Below are 20,654 nucleotides of genomic sequence, written 5' to 3'. Positions count from 1 at the left end.
TGGCGAAGGCCGCCCGGAGTGAGCGGTTCGGCGGGCCGGAATAGAGTGGGCAGCGTATTCGTCGTACACCCAGTCGAATATCCCCTGGCTGCCCAACACCCCCGCGCAGCCGATTTCCCGAAGGACGAACGCTCATGCGCGCCACCGTGATCCACGGCCCCCACGACATCCGGATCGAGTCCGTGCCGGACCCGGTGATCCAGAACCCGACCGACGCCGTGGTCCGCGTGGTGAACGCCTGCATCTGCGGCAGCGACCTGTGGGCGTACCGGGGCGTGGCCGCCAGGGTGGCCGGGCAGCGGATCGGGCACGAGTTCCTCGGTGTGGTCGAGGAGACCGGCGCCGAGGTGAGCGGCTTCAAGCGGGGCGACCTGGTCGTGGCGCCGTTCGTCTGGTCGGACGGCAGCTGTGACTTCTGCCGCGAGGGCCTGCAGACCTCCTGCCCGCACGGCGGCTTCTGGGGCCAGGTCGGCTCGGACGGCGGCCAGGGCGAGGCGGTGCGCGTCCCGTTCGCCGACGGCACGCTGGTGGCCCTGCCCAAGGACGCGGCGGGCGACGAGAAGCTGCTGCCCAGCCTGCTCGCCCTCTCCGACGTGATGGCCACCGGGCACCACGCCGCCGTCTCGGCGGGCGTGCGGCCGGGCGCGACCGTGGCGGTGGTCGGCGACGGCGCGGTGGGCCTGTGCGGCGTGCTGGCGGCGCAGCGGCTCGGCGCGGGCCGGATCATCGCGCTCGGCCGGCACACCGCCCGTACCGACCTGGCCCGCCGGTTCGGGGCCACCGACGTCGTCGCCGAGCGCGGCGAGGCCGCGATCGAGGCGGTCAAGGAGCTGACCGGCGGCCAGGGAGCGCACGCCGTGCTGGAGGCGGTCGGGACCGAGGAGTCGATGCGCACCGCCGTCTCGATCACCCGCGACGGCGGCGCGGTCGGCTATGTCGGGGTGCCGCACGGCGGCAGCGCGGGCGTCGACATCGGTCAGATGTTCGGCCGAAACGTTTCGCTCAACGGCGGCGTCGCCCCGGCCCGCGCCTACATCCCCGAGCTGCTGCCGGACGTCCTCTCCGGCGCCATCGAGCCCGGCCTGGTCTTCGACCGCACGGTAGGCCTGGAAGACGTCCCGGACGGCTACCGGGCGATGGACGACCGCTCCGCCCTGAAGGTGCGGATCGCGTTCTGACCGGCTCCCCGACCGCATGACACCGGCCTGTGCCCCACGTGGGGCACAGGCCGGTGCCGTTCGCAGCGGTCGGACGGCTCAGACGTAGTAACCGAGGACGTCCGCGATGAGGTGCGTGCCGGTCCAGGCGCCGTTGAAGAACATCACCCGGCCGGCGTCGTCGAGCGGGACGATGACGAGGTTGGGTGTGGTGACGCCGGGGGCGGTCCAGTTGAGGTTGCTGGAGGTGGGCTGTGGTGCGTTGGACGCCCAGACGGTGAGGTGCCCGGGGCCGTCGGTCTCGGTGGCCGTGACGTTGAGCACGACGGCCTTGGCGTTCGCGGGGACGTTGGCACGCCCGGCCACCTGGAGGCCGAAGACGCCACGCCCGGGGATCTTGTCGGTGCCGGGTCGGCCGATGGCGTCGCGGGTGTCGAGCAGGCGGTCGGGGCTCACGGGAGTGAACGCGGAGCCGGTGGCGTCGTCGGTGTAGTAGCCGAAGACGTCGGCGATGAGGTGGGTGGTGCTCGACGAGGCGTTGAAGAGGTTGATCTTGCCGTCGGGGCCGAGCGGGACGATGACGAGGTTGGGTGTGGTGACGTCGGGGGCGGTCCAGTTGAGGTTGCTGGAGGTGGGCTGCGGCGAGCCGGAGGCCCAGGCGATCAGGTGCCCGGGGCCGTCGGTCTCGGTCGCGGTGACGTTGAGCACGACGGACTTGGCGCCGGCGGGCACATTGCCCCGGCCCGCAACCTGGACGGACACGGTGCTGCGGCCGGGGACCTTGTCGGTGCCGGGTCGGCCGATGGCGTCGCGGGTGTCGAGCAGGCGGGACGGGCTGACGGTGCGGTAGGTGGAGCCGGTGGCGTCGTCGGTGTAGTAGCCGAAGACGTCGGCGATGAGGTGGGTGGTGCTCGACGAGGCGTTGAAGAGGTTGATCTTGCCGTCGGGGCCGAGCGGGACGATGACGAGGTTGGGTGTGGTGACGCCGGGGGCGGTCCAGTTGAGGTTGCTGGAGGTGGGCTGCGGCGAGCCGGAGGCCCAGGCGATCAGGTGCCCGGGGCCGTCGGTCTCGGTCGCGGTGACGTTGAGCACGACGGACTTGGCGCCGGCGGGCACATTGCCACGGCCCGCAACCTGGACGGACACGGTGCTGCGGCCGGGGACCTTGTCGGTGCCGGGTCGGCCGATGGCCTCGCGGGTGTCGAGCAGGCGGGACGGGCTGACGTTGTGGAAGGTCGTCCCGGGGGAGATGACGGAGACCAGGTGGAGGTTCTGGTGGCTGTCGCCGTAGACCAGACCGCCGCCGAAGCGGTCGACGCTCCACGGGTTGAAGAGGCGGCTCTGATTGAGGCGGGTCTTGAGGGAGCTGGTGACCGGGATGCCGGTGTGGAAGTCCACCACGGCGCTTCGTTCGGCGTCGTAGTCCGCGTAGACGAGGAAGCCGTTCCCCATGCCGACGGCGCGCGCCGGGACCTCGATCGGGCGGCTCGTGCCGTCCGGTCGCAGCAGCCCCGCCGATCCGGTCGGTCCGTCGAACCAGCAGTTCCAGTAGAGCCAGCCGCCGGCGGACATCAGGTGGGTGATCCGGCAGTCCTTGCCGGTCTGCAGAGTCCGGGTCTGCTGGGTCGTCAGGTCACGGACGACGATCTCTCCGGGAGTGCTGCCCGGGGTGAGCAGCCGGCCGCCGTCGATCGTGCCGATGGAGGTGGGGGCCGTCGCGATGGGCGTGCCCGGGGTGGCGCTGTCGATGTCGAGCACCGCGAGCGAGGATCCCGGGTACTGAGAGGTGTCCAGGAGCACGAAGCGGCCATCCGCGACGACGATCCCCTCGCGGAAGGGGAGGGTGTCCAGGTTGATTTCCCGGGTCTCCTGACCCCGGCGCACGATCATGCCGCGGGTGCTGAGGTGGACCACCCGGCCGTCGCCCGTCCCCTTCATGTCCGTGCAGCTGTCGGGGCCGCCGCAGGAGATGGAGTGATCCACGAAACCGGTGCTGCCGAGGGGCCGGCGGGCCGACACGGTGGACGGGGAACCGACGGTGACCCGCTGCTCGTAGAAGCCCTTGCCGAGGCTGTTGCCGCTCTCGGCGCTGATCAGGGTGTTCGCCGACAGGTTCAGGGAGTCCAACCGGTAGGACTCCGGCGCCACCTTGTAGTTCACCGGGACGGTCGAGGGCGCTGCGGCACCGGTGGCCGTGACCTTGCGGACCATCCAGTCGGCGCCGGTGTCGCCGCCTTCGACGAGCGCCGTGCCGTCGGGGGCCTGGACGATGGTGGGCGAGGCGTGCGACAGCACCGAGACCGGATCTCCGCCCCCGATCGGCGTGGCCTTCAGCTCCCGCTCGACGGGGACCGCCGAATCGTGGCTGTCGTAGGGCGGGCGCCCGACGCTCAACAGCCAGCCGCCGGACAGCCCGAGTGCGAGAGGCTGGTCGTAGTAGCTGACCGGGATGGTCACCTCGGGGGCGTTCAGGTCGGCCCGGGAGAGGATGTGGACGTTGCAGTCGCCGCCGAGCCAGGCGATGTGCGCGGGGTCGACCGCGGTCAGCCGCTGGCAGATCTGGCCGCCTCCCCAAGGTCCGGGGAGGGGCGGCGAGACCCGGACAGCGCCCGTGTGGGTGTCGGCCAGGCCGATCCGGTATTCGCTGTTGACGGAGAGGCCCAGCGCCACCTCGTTCGCGTCCCCGCCCAGGTAGTCGCTCCAGTCGCGCTCCACCCCGGCGTCCTGCCACTTGGCGACGGGCAGGACCGAAGTACCGCCCTTGCCGTCGGCGCGGAGGAGGACCGGGGATCGTCCCGTCGAGGCGGATGCGTCGGTCAGGGCGAGGACGGCGTCACCGTAGAGGCCCCGGATCGCCGCCGTGTCCGGGCTGTTCAGGACGGTGACGGAGCCCGTGGCCATGTCCTGGAGCTTCCAGAGCTTGCTCGGCTGACGTGGGTCCATGTCGATGGTGACGTCCGATCCCGCGCCGTGCAGGCCGGGACCGGTTTGGCCGGGGTCGTAGGCGCCGACCACTGTGGTGGCACCGGTGTCGTAGGCGGTCCAGGCGAAGGTGGCGTCCTGCGTGGTGTGCAGGAAGCCCTTGGAGCCGGCCGCGAGCAGGGTCTCCGTCCGCGGCTGGGGCAGTGGCTGGCCGGGGACGACGAGTTCGGGGAGGGCGACCGGGTCGGCGCTCGGGGCCGCGGGCGCGGCGGTGGCGGTGGGGAGCGGGCCGGCGAGGGCGAGGACTGAGGCCAGGAGTGGCATCGCGAGGAGCCGGGCCGGGGTGGTTCTGAGGTTCACGATGGTGGATTTCCCCCTGGAAAAGGCGAGGTCAGTTCCTCGGCGCTGTCTGAAAACTGACGGAACGCCTGGTTGCCGCCTGGATGCGCGCAAAAAGGTCGGAATTCATGAAGATCACATGAGTGGCTGGAGGCTACCACCGTGAGGTGACACCGGGGGCGGGGGTCGGCCGTACGCGTCAGAGCCCGTCAGAATGGTCTGATTTCAGCCAATCGACTGGCGCGAGAGGGTGAACGGCTGGCTGATCGCGGTCAACCCCTTTCCGGGCGGGCAGGACGCTCCTAGCATTGCGCGGCGCGCATCCGGACTGTGACGCCCCTCACGTCCGATCGTTCCCCTGGTGCGACCAGCACGCCGAAGGAGTGAGGAGAGAGAGTGGAATCGCCGCCGATCACCACTGCCCCTACGGAAGTCCGACTCATCGAGGAGAGCGAAGAGTTCCGAACCCTGCGGCGCTCGTTCCGGAGCTACGCGTTCCCCGTCACCATCGGCTTCGTCCTCTGGTACCTGCTGTACGTCCTGCTCTCCTGCTACGCGCCCGGTCTGATGGGCACCAAGGTGGTCGGGCACATCAACGTCGCCCTGGTCCTCGGGCTGCTGCAGTTCGTCACCACCTTCGCCATCGCGGCCTGGTACGCGCGCTACGCGGACCGGCGGCTCGACCCGCCCGCCGCCGCGATCCGCGAGGCCCAGGGCGCCGTGGTCCACGCCCCGCGGGAGGCCGCCGAATGACCCTGCTCGCCACGTCCGCCACCGAGCACCGCGGCCTCACGATGACCCTGTTCGGGTTCTTCGTGCTGGCCACCCTCGGCATCACCGTCTGGGCCGGGCGGCAGACCAAGGACGCCGCCGACTTCTACGCCGGCGGCCGCGGCTTCACCGGCTTCCAGAACGGCCTTGCCATCTCCGGCGACTACATGTCGGCCGCGTCCTTCCTCGGCATCGCCGGGGCCATCGCGCTCTCCGGCTACGACGGCTTCCTCTACTCGATCGGCTTCCTGGTCGCCTGGCTGGTCGCGCTGCTGCTGGTCGCCGAACCGCTGCGCAACGCCGGCCGGTACACCATGGCCGACGTGCTCGCGTTCCGGATGAGGCAGCGGCCGGTGCGCACCGCGGCCGGGATCTCCACCATCGTGGTGTCGATCTTCTACCTGCTGGCCCAGATGGTCGGCGCCGGGACGCTGGTCGCCCTGCTGCTCGGGGTCAACGGGGACGGTGCCAAGCAGCTGACCATCGTCGCGGTCGGCGCGCTGATGGTGATCTACGTGGTGATAGGGGGGATGAAGGGCACCACCTGGGTGCAGATCATCAAGGCCGTGCTGCTGATCGCGGGCACCGCGCTGATGACCGTCCTGGTGCTGGCCAAGTACCACTTCAACCCCTCCGCGCTGCTGGGCGCCGCCGCCGACGCCAGCGGCAAGGGGGCCGCGTTCCTGGAGCCGGGGCTCAAGTACGGCGTCAGCGGAACCAGCAAGCTCGACTTCCTCAGCCTCGGGATCGCGCTCGTGCTCGGCACCGCCGGGCTGCCGCACATCCTGGTCCGCTTCTACACCGTGCCCACCGCCAAGGCCGCCCGGAAGTCGGTGCTCTGGGCGATCGGGATCATCGGCGGCTTCTACCTGATGACCCTGGCGCTCGGCTTCGGCGCGGCGGCCCTGGTCGGACCCAAGGCGATCAAGGCGGCCAACGCGGCCGGCAACACCGCTGCCCCGCAGCTCGCCGAGGAGCTCGGCGGCGGCGCGGGCACGACCGGCGGCGCGATCCTGCTGGCGGTGATCTCCGCGGTCGCCTTCGCCACCATCCTGGCCGTGGTGGCCGGCCTCACCCTGGCCTCCTCGGCCTCCTTCGCCCATGACCTGTACGCCAACGTCATCCGGCGGGGCAAGGCCACCGAGAAGGAGGAGGTGCTCTCGGCGAAGTGGGCCGCCGTCGCCATCGGCGCGGTCGCGATCGTGCTCAGCCTCTTCGCGGGGAAGCTCAACACCGCCGCGCTGGTCGCACTGGCCTTCGCGGTGGCGGCCTCGGCCAACCTGCCGACGCTGCTGTACTCGCTGTTCTGGAAGCGGTTCACCACCGCGGGCGCGGTCAGCTCGGTCTACGCGGGCCTGATCACCTCGGTGACGCTGGTCCTCTTCTCGCCGGTCGTCTCCGGCGGCAAGAACTCGCTCTTCCCGCACTCCGACTTCCACTGGTTCCCGCTGGAGAACCCCGGCCTGGTCTCCATCCCGGTCGGCTTCCTCGCGGGCTGGATCGGCACCCTGCTCTCCAAGGAGAAGGCCGACCCGGCGAAGTACGCTGAACTGGAGGTCCGCTCGCTGACCGGGCTGGGCGCCCATTGACGGACGGGCGATGACTAAGCTGGCCCGGCCCGCCGAACGCGGCGGCCGGGCCGGCCGCTTTTCCGGGCCGGCCGCGAACTCGGGAAGGGACCGCCGTGCTCCTCGACACCTTCGGCCGGCAGGCCGTCGACCTGCGGGTCTCCCTCACCGACCGGTGCAACCTGCGCTGCACCTACTGCATGCCTGAGGAAGGTTTGCAGTGGCTGGCCAAGCCGGACCTGCTCACCGACGAGGAGATCGTCCGGCTGGTGACGATCGCGGTCCGCGACCTCGGCGTCCGGGAGGTCCGGTTCACCGGCGGCGAGCCGCTGCTGCGGCCCGGGCTGGTCGGCATCGTCGACGCCTGCGCGAGGCTCGAACCGCGCCCCGAACTCTCCCTCACCACCAACGGCATCGGCCTCGCCCGGACCGCCGCAGCGCTGCACGCGGCCGGGCTGGACCGGGTCAACGTCTCGCTCGACACCCTCGACCCGGACACCTTCCACACCCTCACCCGCCGCCACCGCCACCAGGACGTCCTGGACGGGCTGGCCGCCGCCGAGGCCGCCGGGCTGGTGCCGGTCAAGCTGAATACCGTGCTGATGCGCGGGATCAACGACCACGAGGCTCCCGAGCTGCTCGCCTGGTGCCTGGAGCGCGGCTACGAGCTGCGGTTCATCGAGCAGATGCCGCTGGACGCCCAGCACGGCTGGGACCGCTCGGCGATGGTCACCGCCGAGGAGATCCTGGACCGGCTCGCCGCCCGATTCACGCTCGCCCCCGAGCCGTCCGCCCGCCGTGGCGCGGCGCCGGCCGAGCGCTGGGTGGTCGACGGCGGCCCGGGCCGGGTAGGCGTGATCGCCTCCGTCACCCGGCCGTTCTGCCGGGCCTGCGACCGCACCCGGCTGACCGCCGACGGGCAGGTGCGCAACTGCCTCTTCGCGACCGGGGAGACCGACCTGCGGACGGCGTTGCGTTCGGGCGGCGGCGATGCCGAGATCGGCGAGCTGTGGCGCGCGGCGATGTGGGGCAAGAAGGCCGGAGCCGGGATCGACGATCCGGAGTTCCTCCAGCCCGACCGGCCGATGTCGGCGATCGGCGGCTGAGCGAGGCCTGGCGGGGCCTGACGGCGTCGGCGGAGCGGCGGGGCCGGAGACGCCGACCGGTGGCCTGGGGCCGCGCGGGGTCTACTCGCCGTCCTCGGGGGTCCAGTCGGTGAGGGCGACGACCTCCTTGAGGAAGCCGCGCACGCCGAGGAACTGCGCGAGGTGCTCGCGGTGCTCCTCGCAGGCCGCCCAGGTCTTCCGGCGGTCCGGGGTGTGCAGCTTGGGGTTGTTCCAGACCAGAACCCAGCGGGCGTCCGCCCGGCAGCCCTTGGCGGAGCAGACCGGCGTCTGCGGCTGGGGGGTGTCCGGGGAGAGCATCGGGCCGTCCTCAAGCGGTGGGCGGGTGTGGTCACCGCCAGTCTTTCACGTGCCCGGACGGCTTCCGGATCCGGGCATGGCGACGCCGGGCAGCCACGGGGGGAGCCGCCCGGCGTCGGTCCGTCGCTCCGACGGGGGATGCGGAGCGCGTACGCAGTATGTCACGGCAGGACCCTCGGATGGGGAGGTCTTGCATGATTAATCTGAGGTTCTTTTGAGCTTTCCGCAGGGGCAGTTGGCGGAAACTCTGCCAAAACGGACAGTCAGCTCGGGTTCTGTGGAGAATCGGTGGCTGCACTCTCTGTCACGTCCGTATCGTGCGACGCATCCGCCCCACCGGCACCACCGGTACCGCCGGGCCCGAGCATCAGCGGAACGTCCGGCGGCACGTCGAAGGTGCTCGGCAGGCCGGGCGCCCTCTCCCGGCCCGCGTTGGCGATCAGCACCGCGAAGTACGGCAGCAGCACGCCGCCCGCCAGCGCGGCGACCGCCAGCCACCGCTGGATGTCCCACAGGATCACCCCCAGCAGGACGCAGACGGTGCGGAGCAGCATCGAGGCCACGTAGCGGCGCTGCCGCCCGCGGACGTCCTCGGAGAGGCTGCTGCGCGCACCCGTAATCCGGTAGACCTCTCCACCGTCGGTGCTCTTGCCCATGTCCTACCGCCCTCGTCCACGCACCCGCGCGCCTCGCCGCGCGGCCACCTCACGGTACGCCGCGCGGGAACCGGCGACGAGACCGGGGCGGACGGACACGCGCCACCGGGGGCCTGTCCGGCCCATCAGGCCGGGCCGCGGGGGCTGAGCGGCGGGGGCCGGACCGGACGCGCCCTACCGCGCCTGGGAGAGGTACTCCGGCGGCACCGCGTCGGTCAGCCAGACACCGTTGGCGCTGATCCGGAACTCGTGGCCGGCCGACACCATCGCCGCGGCGTCGACCGTCAGGACCACCGGGCGGCCGTGCCGGGCACCGACCCGGGTGGCCGTGTCGGTGTCGGCGGAAAGGTGGACGTCCTGCCGGGCCATCGGCCGAAGGCCCTCGCGGAATATCGACGCAAGGTTCCGGGTGGCGGTGCCGTGGAACAGCACCGCCGGGGGCTCGGTGGCGGTCAGACCGAGGTCGACCGCCACCGTGTGCCCCTGGCTGGCGCGGATCGAGAGACCGTCCTCGGAGAAGGCGAACCGGCGCTTGTTGTTGGTCGCCACCACGTGGTCCAGCTCGGCCCTGGTCAGCCGGTTGCCCCTGGCCGCCAGTGCGGCGAGCAGGACGTCCACCCGGACCCAGCCGGCCGCGTCCAGGGTGATCCCGACCCGCTCGGGCTCGTGCCGCAGGATGCGGGAGAGCATCTTGCTGGTCCTGACCGTGCGCTTCTCGTCCACTTCTCTCGATCCTTCCCCCGTGGCGGCCCGGCTACGAGGCCTGGCTGACCGAACTCATGTTGAAGTCCGCGACCCGCACCGGCGGCATCGCCGTCCGGGTGAACCAGTCGCTCCACTCGCGCGGCAGGCAGCGCTCGGTCCGGCCCACCTCGGTGATCCGGCCGAGCAGCTCGACCGGCGACTCGTTGAACCGGAAGTTGTTCACCGCGCCGACGACCTCGCCGTTCTCCACCAGGTAGACGCCGTCCCGGGTGAGGCCGGTGAGCAGCAGCGTCGCCGGGTCCACCTCGCGGATGTACCAGAGGCAGGTGAGCAGCAGGCCGCGCTCGGTACGGGCGATCATCTCGTCCAGGGTCGGCGCGGCCGTCTGGTCGGCCGTCTGCAGGACGAGGTTGTCGATCGCCGGCTTCAGCGGCAGGCCGGTCAGGCCGGCCGAGTGCCGGGTGGTGATCAGCTCGGCCAGCTCGCCGTCCCGGATCCAGTCGGTGGCGGTCAGCTCCACGCCGTTGTCGAAGACCGAGGAGTCCCCGGCCGTCGAGTGCGCCAGCACGAACGGCGCCGCCTCCAGGCCCGGCTCGGCCGGGTCGGAGCGCAGCGTCAGCGGCAGCTTGGCCAGCTTGTCGCCGATCCGCGTTCCTCCGCCGGGCCTGGAGAACACCGTCCGCCCTTCGAAGGCGTCCCGGCCGCCGGAGGACCAGCTGAGGTAGATCATGAGGTCGGCCACGGCCGAGGGCGGCAGCAGCGTCTCGTACCGGCCGGCCGGCAGGTCGACCTTGCGCGCGCCCCAGGCCAGCCGCTTGGTCAGCTGGGCGTGCAGGTCGGCGACGTCCACGTCGGTGAAGTCCCGGGTGGCGGCACCGGCCCAGGCCGAGCCGGTGAGGTCGGCCGTCTTGGCGTTCACCTCGACCATGCCGGTCGGCTGGTCGTGGCGCAGCCGCAGGCCGGTGGAGGTGCCCAGGTAGCTGGAGACCAGCTCGTGCCGGGCGAAGCCGTACAGCAGCTCGCCCTGCGCGGCGGCCCGGGCGAAGGCCTCGCCGAGGGCGGGTGCGAACGCCGCGAACACCTCGATCGAGGTCTCGGCCGGCGGCTCGGTGAAACGGGGGGAGGACGGCCGGTCGGCGATCAGCGGCTGGGCGTCCTCGGCCGGACCGGCCGCCCGGGCGGCGTCCTCCGCGGCCCGGACCAGGCCCTCCACCTCGTCCGCGGTGACGGCCTCGCGGGAGACCACCCCGGAGGCGGTGCCCTCGGCCCCGGCCACCGTGGCGATCACGGTGAGGCGGCGGCCGCGGGTGACCCCGTTGGTGGTGAGCGCGTTGCCGGCCCAGCGGAGGTTGGCGGTCGACTCCTCGTCGGCGATCACCACGCAGCCGTCGGCGCGGGAGAGGCCGAGCGCCAGCTCGACGAGTTCGTGGGGCTGCGTCGCGGCCATCAGTGACCCGCCTCCTGCTGGGTGTTGAGCACGTTGACGTTGCGGAACAGCGCGGACGGGCAGCCGTGGCTGACCGCCGCGACCTGGCCGGGCTGCGCCTTGCCGCAGTTGAAGGCACCGCCGAGGACGTAGGTCTGCGGGCCGCCGACGGCCGCCATCGAACCCCAGAAGTCGGTGGTGGTGGCCTGGTAGGCGAAGTCCTTGACCTGGCCCGCGAGCTCGCCGTTCCTGATGGCGTAGGCGCGCTGGCCGGTGAACTGGAAGTTGTAGCGCTGCATGTCGATCGACCAGGAGCGGTCGCCGACGATGTACAGGCCGTTCTCCACGCCCGCGAACAGGCCCTCGGTGGACGGGCCGCCGGCGGCCGGCCGGAGCGAGACGTTGGCCATCCGCTGCACCGGGACGTGGGCGGGGGAGTCGGCGAACGCGCAGCCGTTGGAGCGGTCGAACCCCTTGAGCTTCGCCATCCCGCGGTCCAGCTGGTAGCCCACCAGGACGCCGTCCTTGACGAGGTCCCAGGACTGGGTGGCGACGCCCTCGTCGTCGTAGCCGATGGTGGAGAGGCCGTGCTCGGCGGTGCGGTCGCCGGTGACGTGCATCAGCTCGGAGCCGTACTTCAGCGAGCCCAGCTTGTCGAAGGTGGCGAAGGAGGTGCCCGCGTAGGCGGCCTCGTAGCCGAGCGCCCGGTCCAGCTCGGTGGCGTGGCCGATCGACTCGTGGATGGTCAGCCAGAGGTTGGACGGGTCGATCACCAGGTCGTAGCGGCCGGCCTCGACGCTCGGCGCCTTCATCTTCTCGGCCAGCAGGACGGGGAGTTCGGCCAGCTCGGCGTCCCAGTCCCAGCCGGTGCCGGTCAGGTACTCGAAGCCGCGCCCGACCGGCGGGGCCAGGGTGCGCATCGAGTCGAAGGCCCCGGTGCGCTCGTCCACCGAGGTGGCCTCCAGCGTCGGGTGCAGCCGGATCCGCTGCTGGGTGGTCACGGTGCCGGCGGTGTCGGCGTAGAACTTGTTCTCCTGCACCGTCAGCAGCGTGGCCTGGACGTGCGAGACGCCCTCGGCGGCCAGCAGCCGCGAGCTCCAGCCGGCGAGCAGTGCCGTCTTCTCCGCGTCCGGCACCTCGAAGGGGTTCACCTCGTACGCGGAGACCCAGGTGGCGTCCGGGTAGACCGGCTCGTCCGCCAGCTCGACCCGCTCCTTCGACCCGGCCGCCCGGCTGATCCCGCCGGAGAGCCGGGCCACCGCGACGGCCTGCTCGGCGACCTTCGCCGCCGCGGCCGTGGTGAGGTCCACCCCGGCGGCGAAGCCCCAGGCGCCGTCCAGCAGCACCCGGACGGCGAAGCCGAGCTGGACGCTGTCGGAGGTGCCGGCCGGCCGGGCGTCGCGCAGCCGCCAGGAGGCGCTGCGGACCCGCTCCAGCCGGAAGTCGGCGTGCGCGGCCCCGAGTTCACGCGCCCGGGTGAGGGCGGCGTCGGCCAGGGCGTGCAGCGGGTAGGCGAGGAACAGCGGGTCGACGGCGCGCCCGGGCGCGGCGCCGGCACTGCTGGTCGGGGGGATCGGAGGCAATCGGGCTCCCTGGTCGGAGGGGCGGCGGTGCGGGCGGCCCCGGACAGGGGTACCCGCACCGCATCATTTCCCGTCCACAGGGATTGGGCCAGCGCATTTCGGCGGTGACACGCGCCGTCCGGCGCTGCGGCCCGCACGCCTCGGCGGGGGCGTCAGACGACGCTCTCCCACCAGCCGTCCAGCTCCGGCGGATTGTCGACGTCGACGCGCTCGCCGGGGCGGGGCACCGCCAGCGGTACGGCCTGCTGCTTGGCCTCCGCCAGCAGCCGCTCGATCGGCTCGGACCACGGGTGCAGGCCCAGGTTGAAGGTGCACCAGTGGACCGGGACCAGCAGGCCGGCGTTCAGCTCGCGGTGGGCGAGGACGGCGTCCTCCGGCGTCATGTGGATGTCCGCCCAGGCCGCGTCGTACGCGCCGATCTGCATCAGCGCGGCGTCGAACGGGCCGTGCTGCGCGCCGATCTCGGCGTAGCCCTCGAAGTAGCCGGAGTCCCCGGTGTAGAAGACCTTGCGGGTGGGTCCGGCGATCACCCAGGAGCCCCAGAGGGTGGTGTTGCGGGTCAGGCCGCGGCCGGAGAAGTGGTGGGCCGAGGTCAGGGTGACCGCCAGCTCGCCGAGGGTGCAGGTCTCGTCCCAGTCCAGCTCGATGATCCGGTGCTCCGGGACGCCCCAGCGGCGCAGGTGACCGCCGATGCCGAGCGGCACCGCGAACGGCGCCGACTGGCTGCGCACCAGCCGCTTGACCGTCGCCATGTCCAGGTGGTCGTAGTGGTCGTGCGAGATCAGCACCGCGTCGACCTGTGGCAGCTCCTCCAGCTCGACCGGCACCGGGTGCAGCCGCTTCGGGCCGACGTGCGCCGAGGGGGAGCAGCGCTCGCTCCAGACCGGGTCGAGCAGCACCCGGGTGCCCTCGATCTCGACCAGCGCGGACGCGTGTCCGTACCAGGTGATCTCCACGCCCTCGGCGGCCGGGCGCGTCCCGGCGGCGGCGGGGCGGACGGTCGGCACCGGGTGCGCGGGTACCCGGCCCTCGCGCTGGAACAGCATCCGGCGCACGGTGTCCCGGTCGAAGTCGGGGGTGGACTTGGCCCGCGCCAGCGTGGACGGCGCGTTGTGGAAGACGCCGTCGCGGTACTGCGGCGAGTCGCGCACCCGCTCCTCGCGCTCGCCGTCCGGCCGGCGCCCGAACGCCGCCGGCAGGTCGCGCAGCGACCAGGCGGCCGCTCCCGCGCCGGCCGCCAGGGCGGCCAGAGCCAGCAGTCGTCCGCGCCGGTGGGTGGTACCGGGCCGTCCCTCGATCATCCGCGCTCTGCCTTCGCTCGTCGGCCTCGTCCGTCGCCGCGGCCGCCGGGGCCCTTCCAGGGAAGCGGTGCGGTCGGCCCCGCTTGTCCGCACCACGGGGGCAACGGGTACGCGGCGGTACATGTTCCCGTGCGCCCGGTGCGGACGGGACCGTGGGCAGGTCTCGTGGGAAGCCATAACGACCCGTGTGCGGCCGGTGCGCCGTCCGTGTGCAGCACGTGAACCCGGCATGGGCGCGGATTGTCGGATTGCGACAGTTCCGCCGGTGAGGCGCTGTGGGAGCTCGATTCGTCTCCGCCCCGGGCCGACCGATAGCGTCACACTGCGTACGCAATCCGACGTACGCACCCTTACGGAGAGAGGTGGATCGTTGAGCCGCTCGGTTCTCGTCACCGGAGGAAACCGGGGCATCGGCCTCGCGATCGCCCTGGCCTTCGCCGAGGCGGGCGACAAGGTCGCCATCACCAGCCGCTCGGGTGAGGTGCCCGAGGAGCTGGCCAAGCACGACGTCCTCGCGGTGCGCTGCGACATCACCGACAGCGCCCAGGTGGACGCGGCGTTCACCGAGATCGAGGCCAAGCACGGCGGTGTGGAGGTGCTGGTCGCCAACGCGGGCATCACCCACGACACCCTGCTGCTGCGCATGTCCGAGGAGGACTTCACCTCCGTCGTGGACACCAACCTCACGGGCACGTTCCGGGTGGTCAAGCGCGCCTCCAAGCTGATGATGCGCGCCCGCAAGGGCCGGGTCGTGCTGATCTCCTCGGTGGTCGGCCTCTCCGGCTCGCCGGGCCAGGCCAACTACGCCGCCTCCAAGGCCGGCCTGGTCGGCTTCGCGCGCTCGCTGGCGCGCGAGCTGGGCCCCCGCAACATCACCGTCAACGTGGTCGCCCCCGGCTTCGTCGACACCGACATGACCGCAGTGCTCAGCGACGAGCGCCGCGCGGAGATCGTCTCGGGCGTGCCGCTGGGCCGTTACGCGGCGCCCGCCGAGGTCGCCTCCACCGTGCGGTTCCTCGGTTCGGACGAGGCCGCGTACATCACCGGAGCCGTCATTCCCGTCGACGGCGGATTGGGCATGGGTCACTGAACATGAGTGGAATCCTTGAGGGCAAGCGGATCCTGATCACCGGAGTGCTGATGGAGTCCTCCATCGCGTTCCACACCGCCAAGCTCGCCCAGGAGCAGGGCGCGGAGATCATCCTCACCGCCTTCCCGCGCCCGACCCTCACCGAGCGGATCGCCAGGAAGCTGCCGAAGCCGGTCAAGGTGCTGGAGCTGGACGTCTCCAGCGAGGAGCAGCTGGCCGGCATCGCCGACCAGGTCCGCGAGCACCTGCCGACCCTGGACGGCATCGTCCACTCGATCGGCTTCGCCCCGCAGGACGCCCTGGGCGGCAACTTCCTCAACACGCCGTGGGAGTCCGTCGCCACCGCGATGCAGGTCTCGGCGTTCTCGCTGAAGTCGCTCACCACGGCGCTGCTGCCGCTCATGCAGGACGGCGGCTCGGTGGTCGGCCTGACCTTCGACGCCCAGTTCGCATGGCCGAAGTACGACTGGATGGGCCCGGCCAAGGCCGCGCTGGAGGCCACCTCCCGCTACATGGCCCGCGACCTCGGCGAGCGCAACATCCGGGTCAACCTGGTGTCGGCCGGCCCGATCGGCTCGATGGCCGCCAAGTCCATCCCGGGCTTCGGCGACCTCGCCGCCACCTGGGACGCCCGCTCCCCGCTGAAGTGGGACCTGAGTGACCCCGAGCCGGCCGGCCGCGGCGTCGTCGCCCTGCTGTCGGACTGGTTCCCGAAGACCACCGGCGAGATCGTCCACGTGGACGGCGGCCTGCACGCCATCGGCGCCTGACGGCCCGCACACACCGACGCCGCTGCCCGGCACTCCCCCTGGGGGTGCCGGGCAGCGGCTTTCCGCTTTCTCGGACGGCGGCGGGGCGGCAGCCGGCTGCCCGGTGCGTGACGCCGACGACGGCACGGCGGGGCCGGGGCCCGGGTGAGGGCCCCGGCCGTCGGGTCAGGAGTCGGAGGGGGCGCAGGCGCCGATGGCGCGGCCGGCCTCGACGGAGGCCCGCTGGGGGTCGCCGGCGCGGATCGCGTCGAGGATCTCGTCGTGGCCGAGGTAGCGCTCGGCGATCAGTTCGGGGCCGACGTCGTGGCGCAGGTGGGCGCGGGTGACCTCGCCGAGGTCGGCGTAGAGGGCGGCGAGCACGTCGTTGTGGGCGGCGGCCACGACGGCCTGGTGGAAGGCGGCGTCGGCCTGGACGAAGTCCTCGGCGTCGCCGGACTGCCAGGCGTCCTCGCGGCGGGCGAGCGCGGCGTCCAGCAGGGCGAGGTCGCGGTCGGTGCGGCGGGTGGCGGCCAGGCCGGCGGCGGAGGTCTCCAGGGTGACCCGCAGTTCGGCCACCTGGGCCTGGTCGGCGTCGGCGAAGCGGCGGTGCATGACCCCGGCGAGCTCGCTGGTCGCGAGGACGTAGGTGCCCGAGCCCTGGCGGATGTCCAGCAGGCCGTTGTGGGCGAGGGCGCGGACGGCCTCGCGGACGGTGTTGCGGGCGACGCCGAGCTGTTCGACGAGGGCGGCCTCGGTGGGGATGCGCGAGCCGACGGGCCACTCGCCCGAGGTGATCTGTGCGCGCAGTTGCGCGATCACCTGGTCGGACAGCGGGGTGCGCCTCGGTGAGGACAGCGCCACGGGGACTCCTTGCGGCTTCGGGTCGGCGACGGCGGGGGCGGCGGCCGGTGGGTGGGTGGGTCGGTTGGCGTTCGGGCGGTGGGGCGGTGGCCGGGCGGTGGGGCGGGGTCCGGACGGTGCTTCAGGGGGGTCGGGACATCATGTCAATTCAAAGATGCGCTAATTCATCCCATCATTCTATGATGGCTCCCATGCCTCCCGCAGCAGACACCGCCACGTCCCCGCGAACCGGGGCCGGACCGCAGACCGAGCGGCCCACCGCCACCGCCTCCCCCTCCTCCGATCGGAGCAAGTACCTCGGCTGGCTGTTCGCCGTCGCGATCGCCGCCGCCGCCTTCAACCTCCGCCCCGTGGTCACCAGCCTCGGGCCGCTGCTCCGGCAGGTCACGGCCGACCTCGGAATGAGCCCGACGGTGGCCGGCCTGCTCGCCGCCGTCCCCTCGCTGTGCTTCGCCGTCTTCGGGTTCACCGCCCCCGGCATGGCGCGCCGGCTCGGCCCGATCGCGGTCGTCACCGCGGGCATGGGCGCGATCACGGTGGGCGCCCTGACGCGTTCCTTCGCCGGCGGCACGGTGGTCTTCCTGCTGCTCACCGCGCTGGCGCTGGCCGGGGTGGCGGTCTCCAACGTGCTGATCCCGGTGGTGATCAAGCGCTACTTCCCGGACCGGGTCGGTCCGATGATCGGCCTGTACTCGATGGCGCTGTCGGCCGGGACGTCGCTGGCCGCGGCCGTGACCGTCCCGATGACCAGCGCGCTCGGCGGCGACTGGCGGGTCGGGCTCGGCGTCTGGGCCGCGCTCGGCGCGGTCGCCCTGGTGCTCTGGCTGGTCGTCGCGGCGGTCAGGCGCGAGCGCGGCGACAAGGCCTCCGCCACGACCACCGAGCGGCTGCCGATCACCCGCAGCCGCACCGCCTGGGCGATGGCCTGCTTCTTCGGCCTCCAGGCCACCGGCGCGTACGCCGTGATGGGCTTCCTGCCGATGATCTTCCAGGACGCCGGGGTCCCCAAGGGCACCTCCGGGGTGCTGCTGGCACTCACCATGGCGGTCGGCGTGCCGGTCTCCTTCGTGCTGCCCAACCTCGCCGCCCGCCGCGGTGACCAGCGGCTGTTCGTCGTCGTGCTGGCCTCCTGCGGCATCGCCGGGTACGCCGGGCTGGCGCTGGCCCCGGCCGGCGGCGCCTGGCTCTGGGCCACCCTGGTCGGTCTCTCCAACTGCGCGTTCCCCCTGGTGCTCACCATGATCGGCCTGCGTGCCAGGACCGCCGGCGGGGTGGCCCAGCTCTCCGCCTTCGCCCAGGGTGTCGGCTACCTGATCTCCATCCCCGGCCCGATCCTGATCGGCCGGCTGTACCAGGCCACCGGCGACTGGTACCTGCCGCTGGGCTTCCTCGGCCTGCTGCTGGTGCCGCAGATGCTCTTCGGCCTGCGGGCGGCGCTGGCCCGGCACATCGAGGACGAGGCGGTGCGCCCCGCCGCACCCGCCAGGGCCTGACGGGTCGGGCCCGCGCGGGCCCGAGGGGCCGGTGCCCGGCGGGCATGACCGGGGTGGGAGAATCCGGTCATGCCCGTACTCGAACCGAACCCCACCGACGGCCACAAGAAGCTCGGCCAGCTGGCCGCGGTGATCGCCGGCATCGTCGTCCTGCTGATCATCGTCGCCAACGTGGCCCAGAACCTCGGCTGACGCCCGCCCGGGACACCCGGCCGACCGACGGCCACCTCCTGCCGGCCGTCGGGCGACCTCCGGTTGGCCGGCACGCGAAGCCCCGGCGAACGGCGCATGATGGCACCCTCCACTCCTGAGAGTGGCGGCATCCGGGAGCATCGCGCCCCTCGGCGGCTTTTCTGCCAAGCTTGCTGGGTATGAGCGCCGACACGCCCCGCAGGATCATCGTTCTCCGCCATGCCAAGGCCGACTGGCCCAACGGCGTCGACGACCACGAGCGGCCGCTGGCCGACCGGGGCCGCCACCAGGCCCCGGACGCCGGTCGCTGGCTCGCCGACTCCGGCATCAACCCCGACTACGTGCTCTGCTCGACGGCCCTGCGTACCCGTGAGACGTGGAAGCTCGCCGCGCACGAGCTGCCGAAGCGCCCCCGGAAGACCGTCTACGAGGACCGGGTGTACGACGCCAGCCCCGGCGAGATCATCACCGTCCTCCAGGAGACGCCGGAGGAGTACGCCGACGTGGTGCTGGTCGGCCACAACCCCGGTGTGCTCGGGCTGACCCAGGTGCTGGCCGGGGACGAGGGCGACCGGGACGCGCTGGAGCGGCTGCGGCTCGGCGGCTTCCCGACCGCCGCCATCGCGGTGCTGAGCTTCGGCGGCTCCTGGAAGGGCGTCGAGCCGGGCGTGGCGGCGCTGGTCTCGTACTACACGCCGCAGGACTGACACCCGCGCCGGCCCGGTAGGCGCGGACCGACGGCCGGTGCGCCGCCGGCGCTGACGGCCGGCGCGCCCCAGGACTGACACGCGCAGGACCGATCGGACGTACGTGAGGGGCGCGAGGAGTGGTCCTCGCGCCCCTCACGCCAGTGCGGGAGCTACTCGGTCGGCGTGCCGTGCAGGACGTCGGCCGCCTCGACCTCCTCGCGGGTGATGCCCAGCAGGTAGAGCACGGTGTCCAGGAAGGGCACGTTCACCGCGGTGTCGGCGGCCTCCCGGACCACGGGCTTGGCGTTGAAGGCCACGCCCAGCCCGGCCGCGTTCAGCATGTCGAGGTCGTTGGCGCCGTCGCCGATCGCCACCGTCTGCTCCAGCGGCACCTTGGCCTGCTCGGCGAAGCGGGCCAGCCAGCGGGCCTTGCCGGCCCGGTCCACGATCTCGCCGACCACCCGGCCGGTGAACTTCCCGTCCACCACCTCCAGGGTGTTGGCGGCCGCGTAGTCCAGCCCCAGCTGCTCCACCAGGTGATCGGTGACCTGGGTGAACCCGCCGGAGACCACCGCGACCTGGAAGCCCAGCCGCTGGAGCGTCCGGATCAGGGTGCGTGCCCCCGGAGTGAACCGGACCTCGGCGCGCACCTTCTCGGTCACCGCGGCGTCCAGGCCGGCCAGCAGCGCCACCCGGGCGCGCAGCGACTCGGCGAAGTCCAGCTCGCCGCGCATCGCCGCGGCCGTCACCTCGGCGACCTTCTCCTCGCAGCCCGCGTGGGCGGCGAACAGTTCGATCACCTCGTCCTGGATCAGGGTCGAGTCGACGTCCATCACGATCAGCCGCTTGGCCCGGCGCTCCAGGCCGGCCGCCACCACGGCGATGTCCACCCGCTGGGTGGCCGCCTCCTGGGCCAGCGCGGCGCGCAGCTCGTCGGTGGCGACGCCCGAGACGGCCAGCTCGACGGCGGTCACCGGGTACTTGGCCAGCCGGAAGACACGGTCGATGTTGCCGCCCGCGGCGGTGATCCGGGAGGTGAGCGCGGCGGTGGCGGAGGCGGTCAGCGGGTGGCCGAGCACGGTGACGTGCGAGCGGCCCTCGCGGCGCGGCCGGTTGTCGCCGATGCCGGAGATGATCTCGGCCTGGAGCTTCTGCTCCTCGGCCCAGCGGTGCACGGTGGAGCGCAGCTCGCCCTCGACGCCGGGGGCGCCGCCGGCCGGCGGGGTGACCAGGGCGCACAGCGTTATCCGGCCACGGGTGACGACCTGTTCGATGTCGATCACGTCGACGCCGAATCCGGCCAGGGTGGCGAAGAGGCCGGCGGTGATGCCGGGGCGGTCCTTGCCGAACACCTTGACGAGCAGGGTGCGCTCGTCCTCGGTCCGGGGCTGCGGGGCGGGGAACGGCTCGGCGGCCAAGGGCGATGCGTTCATGATGCCTCCCACGCTACCCGCCGTCCGGCGACGTCACGGCACCCGTCCGCGTCGTGGACGGGACGGAGGACGGGCCCGGGAGGGGGGTGCGGGAGGTGTGCGCACCACCCCCGTGACCGGGCGGTTGCGCAGAGGTGACGACCAGGGGTGATGGCGGGGCCGTCCGCGAATCGTTGCCGCCTGGTCACAGTCACCGGGGGTGACTTTCGTCAACGGGCGACGGGCTGGAATGATTCCCCCGTCAGATTCAGGACGTCGCACCCCCGGTCGGGGGCCACAATCGGGGGACCGAGAG

General features: G+C 72.5%; 18 protein-coding genes. 9 read left to right on the top strand and 9 right to left on the bottom strand.

Annotated elements, in window-relative coordinates; translation table 11 throughout:
• The first annotated feature begins 134 nt into the window (after nucleotides 1-134).
• Nucleotides 135-1,178: a zinc-dependent alcohol dehydrogenase family protein gene (locus ACZ3YO_RS31960; RefSeq protein WP_465576337.1), complete on the top strand. Its 1,044-nt coding sequence runs from the start codon at nucleotides 135-137 to the stop codon at nucleotides 1,176-1,178.
• Between the two features lie 78 nt (nucleotides 1,179-1,256).
• Here the strand turns inward: ACZ3YO_RS31960 and ACZ3YO_RS31955 are convergent, their stop codons facing one another.
• Nucleotides 1,257-4,439: a hypothetical protein gene (locus ACZ3YO_RS31955; RefSeq protein ID WP_465576334.1), complete on the bottom strand. Its 3,183-nt coding sequence runs from the start codon at nucleotides 4,437-4,439 to the stop codon at nucleotides 1,257-1,259.
• A gap of 375 nt (nucleotides 4,440-4,814) precedes the next feature.
• On the opposite strand from ACZ3YO_RS31955, the gene ACZ3YO_RS31950 reads away from it, so the two are divergent.
• From ACZ3YO_RS31950 to moaA, 3 genes are all read left to right on the top strand, one after another.
• Nucleotides 4,815-5,171: a DUF485 domain-containing protein gene (locus ACZ3YO_RS31950; RefSeq protein WP_465548014.1), complete on the top strand. Its 357-nt coding sequence runs from the start codon at nucleotides 4,815-4,817 to the stop codon at nucleotides 5,169-5,171.
• Nucleotides 5,168-6,778 carry a solute symporter family protein gene (locus ACZ3YO_RS31945; protein WP_465548016.1) on the top strand — a complete coding sequence of 537 codons (1,611 nt, stop codon included), beginning with the start codon at nucleotides 5,168-5,170 and terminating at the stop codon, nucleotides 6,776-6,778. Before ACZ3YO_RS31950 ends, ACZ3YO_RS31945 begins: the two co-directional genes overlap by 4 nt.
• Before the next feature lie 95 nt (nucleotides 6,779-6,873).
• Complete coding sequence (gene moaA, locus ACZ3YO_RS31940; RefSeq protein ID WP_465576330.1) at nucleotides 6,874-7,863, top strand: GTP 3',8-cyclase MoaA; 990 nt, start codon at nucleotides 6,874-6,876, stop codon at nucleotides 7,861-7,863.
• 81 nt (nucleotides 7,864-7,944) lie between these two features.
• Here moaA and ACZ3YO_RS31935 read toward each other — a convergent pair whose 3' ends face one another.
• The 6 genes from ACZ3YO_RS31935 to ACZ3YO_RS31910 all read right to left on the bottom strand — a co-directional run bounded on the left by ACZ3YO_RS31935 (nucleotide 7,945) and on the right by ACZ3YO_RS31910 (nucleotide 13,852).
• Nucleotides 7,945-8,181 carry a hypothetical protein gene (locus ACZ3YO_RS31935; protein ID WP_465576328.1) on the bottom strand — a complete coding sequence of 79 codons (237 nt, stop codon included), beginning with the start codon at nucleotides 8,179-8,181 and terminating at the stop codon, nucleotides 7,945-7,947.
• A 263-nt stretch (nucleotides 8,182-8,444) separates the two neighbouring features.
• Nucleotides 8,445-8,837, bottom strand: a complete 393-nt coding sequence (locus ACZ3YO_RS31930) for a DUF3099 domain-containing protein (protein ID WP_465576325.1) — start codon at nucleotides 8,835-8,837, stop codon at nucleotides 8,445-8,447.
• A gap of 174 nt (nucleotides 8,838-9,011) precedes the next feature.
• On the bottom strand, nucleotides 9,012-9,560 hold the full coding sequence (locus tag ACZ3YO_RS31925) for an RNA 2'-phosphotransferase (RefSeq protein ID WP_465576322.1): 549 nt from the start codon (nucleotides 9,558-9,560) through the stop codon (nucleotides 9,012-9,014).
• A 31-nt stretch (nucleotides 9,561-9,591) separates the two neighbouring features.
• Nucleotides 9,592-10,989, bottom strand: a complete 1,398-nt coding sequence (locus ACZ3YO_RS31920; protein ID WP_396324152.1) for a metallopeptidase TldD-related protein — start codon at nucleotides 10,987-10,989, stop codon at nucleotides 9,592-9,594.
• Nucleotides 10,989-12,551 carry a TldD/PmbA family protein gene (locus ACZ3YO_RS31915; RefSeq protein ID WP_396324151.1) on the bottom strand — a complete coding sequence of 521 codons (1,563 nt, stop codon included), beginning with the start codon at nucleotides 12,549-12,551 and terminating at the stop codon, nucleotides 10,989-10,991. The genes ACZ3YO_RS31920 and ACZ3YO_RS31915 overlap by 1 nt, the downstream gene beginning before the upstream one ends.
• 152 nt (nucleotides 12,552-12,703) lie before the next feature.
• Nucleotides 12,704-13,852, bottom strand: a complete 1,149-nt coding sequence (locus ACZ3YO_RS31910; RefSeq protein WP_465576318.1) for an MBL fold metallo-hydrolase — start codon at nucleotides 13,850-13,852, stop codon at nucleotides 12,704-12,706.
• A 370-nt stretch (nucleotides 13,853-14,222) separates the two neighbouring features.
• Between ACZ3YO_RS31910 and fabG the strand changes: the two genes are divergently transcribed.
• Together fabG and fabI are read left to right on the top strand one after the other, a co-directional pair.
• Nucleotides 14,223-14,942, top strand: coding sequence for a 3-oxoacyl-[acyl-carrier-protein] reductase (gene fabG, locus ACZ3YO_RS31905; protein ID WP_396324149.1), 720 nt, complete (start codon nucleotides 14,223-14,225; stop codon nucleotides 14,940-14,942).
• Nucleotides 14,943-14,944: 2 nt separating this feature from the next.
• The gene (gene fabI, locus ACZ3YO_RS31900) at nucleotides 14,945-15,712 is read left to right on the top strand and encodes an enoyl-ACP reductase FabI (RefSeq protein WP_465576315.1); all 768 of its coding nucleotides are present in this window, start codon (nucleotides 14,945-14,947) and stop codon (nucleotides 15,710-15,712) included.
• 165 nt (nucleotides 15,713-15,877) lie between these two features.
• On the opposite strand, the gene ACZ3YO_RS31895 is transcribed toward fabI, so the two are convergent.
• Entirely contained in the window at nucleotides 15,878-16,552 is a 675-nt protein-coding gene (locus tag ACZ3YO_RS31895) for a FadR/GntR family transcriptional regulator (RefSeq protein WP_465548031.1), read from the bottom strand.
• A gap of 191 nt (nucleotides 16,553-16,743) precedes the next feature.
• Here ACZ3YO_RS31895 and ACZ3YO_RS31890 point away from each other — a divergent pair, with 191 nt between their 5' ends.
• The 3 genes from ACZ3YO_RS31890 (at nucleotide 16,744) to ACZ3YO_RS31880 (ending at nucleotide 18,944) form a co-directional block, all read left to right on the top strand.
• On the top strand, nucleotides 16,744-18,045 hold the full coding sequence (locus ACZ3YO_RS31890) for a CynX/NimT family MFS transporter (protein ID WP_465576311.1): 1,302 nt from the start codon (nucleotides 16,744-16,746) through the stop codon (nucleotides 18,043-18,045).
• A gap of 69 nt (nucleotides 18,046-18,114) precedes the next feature.
• Nucleotides 18,115-18,237: an SGM_5486 family transporter-associated protein gene (locus tag ACZ3YO_RS31885; RefSeq protein WP_396324145.1), complete on the top strand. Its 123-nt coding sequence runs from the start codon at nucleotides 18,115-18,117 to the stop codon at nucleotides 18,235-18,237.
• Nucleotides 18,238-18,416: 179 nt separating this feature from the next.
• Nucleotides 18,417-18,944: a SixA phosphatase family protein gene (locus ACZ3YO_RS31880; RefSeq protein WP_465548035.1), complete on the top strand. Its 528-nt coding sequence runs from the start codon at nucleotides 18,417-18,419 to the stop codon at nucleotides 18,942-18,944.
• Nucleotides 18,945-19,096: 152 nt separating this feature from the next.
• On the opposite strand, the gene serB is transcribed toward ACZ3YO_RS31880, so the two are convergent.
• Nucleotides 19,097-20,359, bottom strand: a complete 1,263-nt coding sequence (gene serB, locus ACZ3YO_RS31875) for a phosphoserine phosphatase SerB (protein WP_396324143.1) — start codon at nucleotides 20,357-20,359, stop codon at nucleotides 19,097-19,099.
• Nucleotides 20,360-20,654: the final 295 nt, after the last annotated feature.

This window comes from Kitasatospora sp. NPDC022785 (assembly GCF_055561295.1).
Note: the sequence above shows the minus strand (reverse complement) of the source record. Positions and strands in the feature narration are given on the sequence as shown.

What these genes read in the sequence shown, in the direction of transcription:
- ACZ3YO_RS31960 (WP_465576337.1), top strand. Translation starts at nt 135, where the DNA reads ATGCGCGCCACCGTGATCCACGGCCCCCACGACATCCGGATCGAGTCC.
- ACZ3YO_RS31945 (WP_465548016.1), top strand. Translation starts at nt 5,168, where the DNA reads ATGACCCTGCTCGCCACGTCCGCCACCGAGCACCGCGGCCTCACGATG.
- ACZ3YO_RS31935 (WP_465576328.1), bottom strand. Translation starts at nt 8,181, where the DNA reads ATGCTCTCCCCGGACACCCCCCAGCCGCAGACGCCGGTCTGCTCCGCC.
- ACZ3YO_RS31930 (WP_465576325.1), bottom strand. Translation starts at nt 8,837, where the DNA reads ATGGGCAAGAGCACCGACGGTGGAGAGGTCTACCGGATTACGGGTGCG.
- ACZ3YO_RS31920 (WP_396324152.1), bottom strand. Translation starts at nt 10,989, where the DNA reads ATGGCCGCGACGCAGCCCCACGAACTCGTCGAGCTGGCGCTCGGCCTC.
- ACZ3YO_RS31910 (WP_465576318.1), bottom strand. Translation starts at nt 13,852, where the DNA reads ATGATCGAGGGACGGCCCGGTACCACCCACCGGCGCGGACGACTGCTG.
- fabI (WP_465576315.1), top strand. Translation starts at nt 14,945, where the DNA reads ATGAGTGGAATCCTTGAGGGCAAGCGGATCCTGATCACCGGAGTGCTG.
- ACZ3YO_RS31890 (WP_465576311.1), top strand. Translation starts at nt 16,744, where the DNA reads ATGCCTCCCGCAGCAGACACCGCCACGTCCCCGCGAACCGGGGCCGGA.
- ACZ3YO_RS31885 (WP_396324145.1), top strand. Translation starts at nt 18,115, where the DNA reads ATGCCCGTACTCGAACCGAACCCCACCGACGGCCACAAGAAGCTCGGC.
- ACZ3YO_RS31880 (WP_465548035.1), top strand. Translation starts at nt 18,417, where the DNA reads ATGAGCGCCGACACGCCCCGCAGGATCATCGTTCTCCGCCATGCCAAG.
- serB (WP_396324143.1), bottom strand. Translation starts at nt 20,359, where the DNA reads ATGAACGCATCGCCCTTGGCCGCCGAGCCGTTCCCCGCCCCGCAGCCC.